Below are 5431 nucleotides of genomic sequence, written 5' to 3' on the forward strand. Positions count from 1 at the left end.
AGGGTCGGGTCGACCGTGAAACGGCTCAGATGCTCGGTTCCGTCATCGAAAAATTCGCGCAATGCGATGTGGTGCCGTGCCGTGATCGCGGCGTCGATACCGGCCACTGCCCGCACAAGGACGGCGGGTTTATCCTGATCCTGCATGATGGTTCTCCTTCTCGCATCGAATACATGCGATGGGACAACCCGTCGTCGCCGGTCCACCAGCCAAAGCCACTAAGCGGGCATCCCACCCCGGGAGAACCGTCATGCGCCCATTCCAGCGCCTGGGGCGATCTCCCGCACACGCCCGCAACTGTTGAGGATGCCCTCGGATACGGGCCTCCCGCGCTTGTGAGTTATCCGGTGCTGACGGAGGAACGCCGGTGCTGCGCACCGCCTCCCCTCCTTCACCAATTCCCTCAATCGGGTCTGCTTGGAAGACAGGCCGGGGGCAACGATCTCTTTCGCGAGCCATGACGCCCAGCCGAAAACCGGCACCACCCCGGCCCCTCCCAAGGCCACCGTAAACGACGACCACCCCACCTCAACAGGGGGTACTTAAGGGATACAAGCCCTGTTGAGGTTGGCATTGTTTGCCTATATCGATGCTCTTCGGAGGGCAGGTGTGGTGCCGGGTGGGAGTCACGGTTCGTGAAGGAAATCACCGACCTTGGCGTGTCTTCTACCCAGACCTCATTGAGGAAGTTGGTGGCCGGGGGAGAGGATCGTGGTGGTTCTAGACCAGGCAGTCTCGGTGGCCTAAGTCGGGTGGTCACTCAAGACGCGGCATCCCCCGCATTTGAAGACCCCGAAGCCAGAAGAACAGGAACTCATGTCTCCCGGGCAGCTTCCATGACAAGAAGATATTGGTCGATAACTATCTCAGCAAGTGCCAGCGGATGCGAGATCATCGGGGAGTGGCCAGCGTCGATTGACGTGCTGGTCGCCAGTCGGCGGGCCATCATCTGTTGAACTTCGGGGCTTAGAACTTCATCTCGGGCGCACTTAACATAGTGCGAGGGAATATCACGCCAGGCCGAGCGAGTAGCCCTAGCCAGCGCAAGGTCGAAACGCTCGGGAGTAAGTCGAGTGAAAGCGGCTTCAGCATCATCTTCTCTGCAGCCATTGTAGAATGATCTTATCGCCGTATTTCGACTAATTGTCGTGTAGTCGCCTTCACGCATCGATAGTTTGGGGGAGCCTGGATGTGGATTGGATGCTTCGTTTATTCCCGCGATACTTTCTCCCGGAAGCAGGCAATAACTGGCCACAAAAATCATTCCTGCAACTTTTGGATGAACCGCCACTTCACCTGAGACGGCGCCCCCATAAGAATGTGAAAGAACAATCACGGGGCCTTTTGCTTCATCGATTTTTTACGCAAGTACTGGCAGTGGCCAGAAAAACTGAAATCACCAGGAGCGCGTCCGGGCCCAGGAAATGAAATGGCCTCGTTTGGGATTCCTTCCTTCGAAAGGGCGAGCTGTACCTTTTCCCACACCCATCCACCGTGCCATGCCCCGGGGGCGAGGAGAATCTTGATAGGTGCGGACCCCATCCAGTTGTTAGTCACGAGCAATTCCTAATTGTATCAGCGGGACGACGCCGGCTAGAGATGCCGTTCCGTCGGTTGAACTTACGATAAATCAACGATAAGCACTCAGGCGCTTAACTGCCTTTCGACACTGTCGACGATCATGAGGGATGTGCCGATCATCGCGGTCCGATCATGAGGAGTGCTCAGGTTGATTTTCCCAATTTTTTATCGAATCCACGCACCGTCTGGATATTTTGGTTATCTGTCGCCATTCATTTATGCGACACATGAGCATTGGCGGATGCACAATCTACGGACGGGCGGTAGGCTAGGCCCCTCTCAGAAATCCTGTTAAGCACTGTTTTCCGCATTTACTGGAGCTTCATCGGGGATTAAGTCACGTTCCTTCAGTTCGGCCCAAAACGCCGGCGGAATCGAGGTCCGCATAGCGGCCACGTTGCCGTCCAGTTCTTCTGAAGAACGGTGGCCAACGACGACTGAGGCAACGGCCGGGTGAAGCAACGGAAATTGGAGGGCGGCCGTTGCCAAGGCAACACCATGCCGGCTTCCGACCTCCACGAGTTCAAGTACTCGGGAGAGAATGTCTGCGGTCGGTTTACCGTAGTCATACATAGAATCTGTCGAACCTGTGGCAAGGATTCCTGAATTGAAAGGAGAGGCTATGACCACTGATACCCCTTTCTCAAGGCAATACGGGAGCAGTTCAGTAAGCGGCTCGTGGTTAAGCAAAGTATAGGAACCGGCCATCATCAGGGCATCTAAGGGAGCGTCTCTCGCCGCCTGGAGACACACGCGAGTGTCAGCGGCGGATATTCCGATAGAACCTATGACCCCTTCTGTGCGCAATCCATCGAGTACCGGAAAGCATTCATCCATTGCTTGGGCATAGACCGCATCGAACTCAATACCGTGCATTTTCCGATCTAGGTCATGGATGACAACGAAGTCGATCCGGTCAAGGCCGAGTCGCTCAAGGCTTGCCTCGATCGAGGCTCTGGTTCCGCCAGCCGAGTAATCGAACTGGCGCAGTCCTCCAAACTCATTGGGGTTCGTGATATTTGGGAGCCTGCCCACCTTCGATGAAACAACGTAGTCCGAACGCTTGTGGCGTCCTAGGAAAGCGCCCAGTCGTCTCTCGCTTTCCCCGGCAAGGTAAAGCGGTGCCGTGTCAAAATACCGCAAGCCGATACCCCATGCGTGTTCGAGGATTGCATCCAGCGCAGCGGCGCCGTTGACATTCGATTGAGTCCCTGCTCCAAGGCCTAGTTGGCTTATCCTCTGGAGGGAGCCGCCGAGCCTGACTCTGGAGGTCGGCTCGCCCCGAAGGGGATTGCTCAGGATATCCTGAGCGCCGAGACGCGGATGTTCTTGTGGCTTCACTGATTGGCTCCTACCCGGCTCGAAAGCCATAGCGTGATGGGAATTCCCGCTTTAAGTGTCCGCGGACAGACCTTCAACTTGACTGGTCATAATCGAACTGGCTGGCTTATATATTAAGAAGGCTCACTTGTGGCTGGTGACGTGGGACCCCTCAGACCTTCGAAAATGTGGAACTGGGCTCACAGCGGAACGCCCGGTGAACAGTTGTGGCAGTCGGTTTGGGGTCACGAAACTGACGACAATTGCGATCCCATCCTCCGGAAGCCCGACTTCGACACTCACGCGGTAGCCCATAGTTGAGGTTGATTGGTGCAGGGGTGACGGGCCGAGTCCTACTTCCCTGTTACCCTCCGGAGCGCGTCAAGTTGTGTCAAGGACAGAGAACCCACTGTAGCCGAGGGCAACGGATGAACATCGACACGAGGGCTTTGATTCTAGAGGTGATGGTGGCTGGAGAAGTTCCTAAGGGAGCGTGAAGGTCCGCTCCGCACCGTAGATACCGCCGGTTGGCGCCACGCGTGAAGTCCTTGCTGGGTCTTCTTTGCCAGTCGGCCGTCACAAGTGGAAGGGGACAGTGTTCGTAGTCAGTCAGGCGGGTTGGCGTCGGAAATCGAGTTGATCCGTGAAGCCAATGGGGACGGAATTACTGAGGCCGACGATGAAATGCCCATCTCCGAGCCGGGTGACCAAGATGCCGTGGGTCCGTTGCTGCCTTGCGATCCCGATCATCCGGTTGACCGCCGCAGTGATGCAGCGGTCCATAGAGGCTTTGTCGCGGACCTTGATTTCGATGGGTTCCACATGCTTGTTCACGATTTGCTCACCTCGATGGGTCGTATAGGTATGCGGTATAGCCCTGCGCTTTCTCATACAGGGTTCGAGGTTCGGTGCCGTAGGCTTCCATCCAGAGAGCGTCCGCAGTCATGGCTACGTCCTTGACATATCCGGTCCGAATAGTTCGGCCTTCTTTCTGAACCTGGACCCGCCTGCCGGCCAAATCTTTCCAGTCTGCATCGTCTCCCATGGAGCTGCCTTTCGTATTGCAATTTACTGTTTGCTTGTACCGGCGGCTTGACGCGCGGGCAGCTGGGAAATCCTCACAGGAGCCTCGCCTCCGGATGCGCCGGATGTATGGGATTCAGTTACTCGGTGACGGGGTCACCGTTCAGTGCAGCAGTGAGCAGCCACCGGATAGCTTCGGGCGTGACTTTGCGCGGGTTGGCGTAGGGGTTGCGGGTTGCCAGATCAACTGTCGTTTCGACGTCCGCTCCGGTGAGCCCGAGATCGCGTAGCGACGCTGGTGCGCCGAGCTTGAGACTGAGTTCGCGCAAATAGCCTGCCGGCTTGTCCTGGCCCGTTGCACGCCGGAGGGCTTCAATGGCGCCGGGGACCGTAGGGGAGTTGTACGCCAGAGCGTACGGGAGAACGACGGTATGGGTTTCAGCATGCGGGAGATTGAAGGTCCCGCCCAGGGTGTGGCAGAGCTTGTGGTGCAGGGACATAGTTGTGGCGCCCAAGGTCGCCCCGCACAGCCAGGCGCCGTAGAGCGCGTCGCCGCGGTGTGCGATGTTTTGGGGGTCGTTGACGATGTTCGGCAGGGCAGTGATAAGGGCCCGGACGCCTTCTTCGGCCATCAGGGAGATGATAGGAGAGCCGTCGGGGGCGTAGAGGGCTTCGACCGCATGGGCGATGGCGTTGAAGCCGCTGGTGACTGACAGGCCTACCGGAAGCGAGAGGGTCAATTCGGGGTCGTAGATGACGCTAGTGGGCAGCACGCGGGGGTCGCGGCCGGTTTTCTTCACGCCGTCGGCGGTCAGACCCCAGACCGGCGTCATTTCAGATCCGGCGTAGGTGGTGGGCAGGGCGATGATCGGCGTGCCGTATTCGAGGGCAATGGCTTTGCCGAGGCCGGTGGTGGATCCTCCTCCGACGGCGATGCAGCCGTCCGCGCCGGCTTTGGTGGCGAAACGCTGGGCGTCCCGGACGGTTTCGATGGGGACGTGCATTTCGGCTTTGGCGTAGACGCCGACGCTGAGTTCGCCCAGGGAGTCAGAGATCTCTTGGGCGAGCCCCTTCTGGAATTCGGTGGCGAGGACGAGGACCCTTTTGAGGCCCAGTTTGTTGACTTCGTCGGCCAGCTTGGACCGGTGGCCTGCACCGAAACTGACGCGCATCGGCAGTGCTTCATAGGAAAACGGGGATGTCATGGCGGTCTCTCCTAAGACTCGGGGTGCAGGACAATGTCGAAGCGGCTGTGCCGGAACGGGCTTTGGACCTGTATCGTGCGGCGTCTTCCGGGTCCGGGTTCTCGGTGAAGTCTTTGACCAGGGATCCCTTGACCGCGAACACGGCATCGGAATCGATATAGTCGGACCCGCCGATGAAGATGTGGGTGGTCAGTTCCCGGTAGCCCGGCGCTGCGACGAGGAAGTGGATGTGGGCCGGACGGTATGGATGGCGCCCGGCGGCCTCAGCAGTTCGCGACGGGCCCGTCGGTGGGGATCGGGTA

The 5431-nt window shown here is 58.4% G+C and carries 5 protein-coding genes; all 5 read right to left on the bottom strand.

All coding sequences use genetic code 11. The annotated features are described in order from the left end of the window. Positions 1-814: 814 nt before the first annotated feature. Positions 815-1336: an alpha/beta hydrolase gene (locus tag AHiyo1_RS19040; protein ID WP_172465649.1), complete on the bottom strand. Its 522-nt coding sequence runs from the start codon at positions 1334-1336 to the stop codon at positions 815-817. Positions 1337-1872: 536 nt separating this feature from the next. Next, positions 1873-2922 (bottom strand): aldo/keto reductase, encoded by a 1050-nt coding sequence (locus AHiyo1_RS19045; protein ID WP_172465650.1) that lies wholly within the window; start codon positions 2920-2922, stop codon positions 1873-1875. A gap of 588 nt (positions 2923-3510) precedes the next feature. Beyond that, positions 3511-3735: a hypothetical protein gene (locus tag AHiyo1_RS19050; RefSeq protein ID WP_059389602.1), complete on the bottom strand. Its 225-nt coding sequence runs from the start codon at positions 3733-3735 to the stop codon at positions 3511-3513. A gap of 329 nt (positions 3736-4064) precedes the next feature. Continuing rightward, a complete protein-coding gene (locus AHiyo1_RS19060; protein ID WP_059389604.1) occupies positions 4065-5129 on the bottom strand; it encodes a maleylacetate reductase in 1065 nt (354 codons plus the stop codon). Beyond that, positions 5107-5431, bottom strand: a 325-nt coding sequence (locus tag AHiyo1_RS19065) for a dioxygenase family protein (protein WP_445286241.1), incomplete at its 5' end; no start/stop codon positions are given. The genes AHiyo1_RS19065 and AHiyo1_RS19060, both read right to left, overlap by 23 nt.

The sequence above is a fragment of the Arthrobacter sp. Hiyo1 genome, assembly GCF_001263615.2.
Taxonomy (GTDB): Bacteria; Actinomycetota; Actinomycetes; order Actinomycetales; family Micrococcaceae; genus Arthrobacter.

What these genes read in the sequence shown, in the direction of transcription:
- AHiyo1_RS19060 (WP_059389604.1), bottom strand. Translation starts at nt 5,129, where the DNA reads ATGACATCCCCGTTTTCCTATGAAGCACTGCCGATGCGCGTCAGTTTC.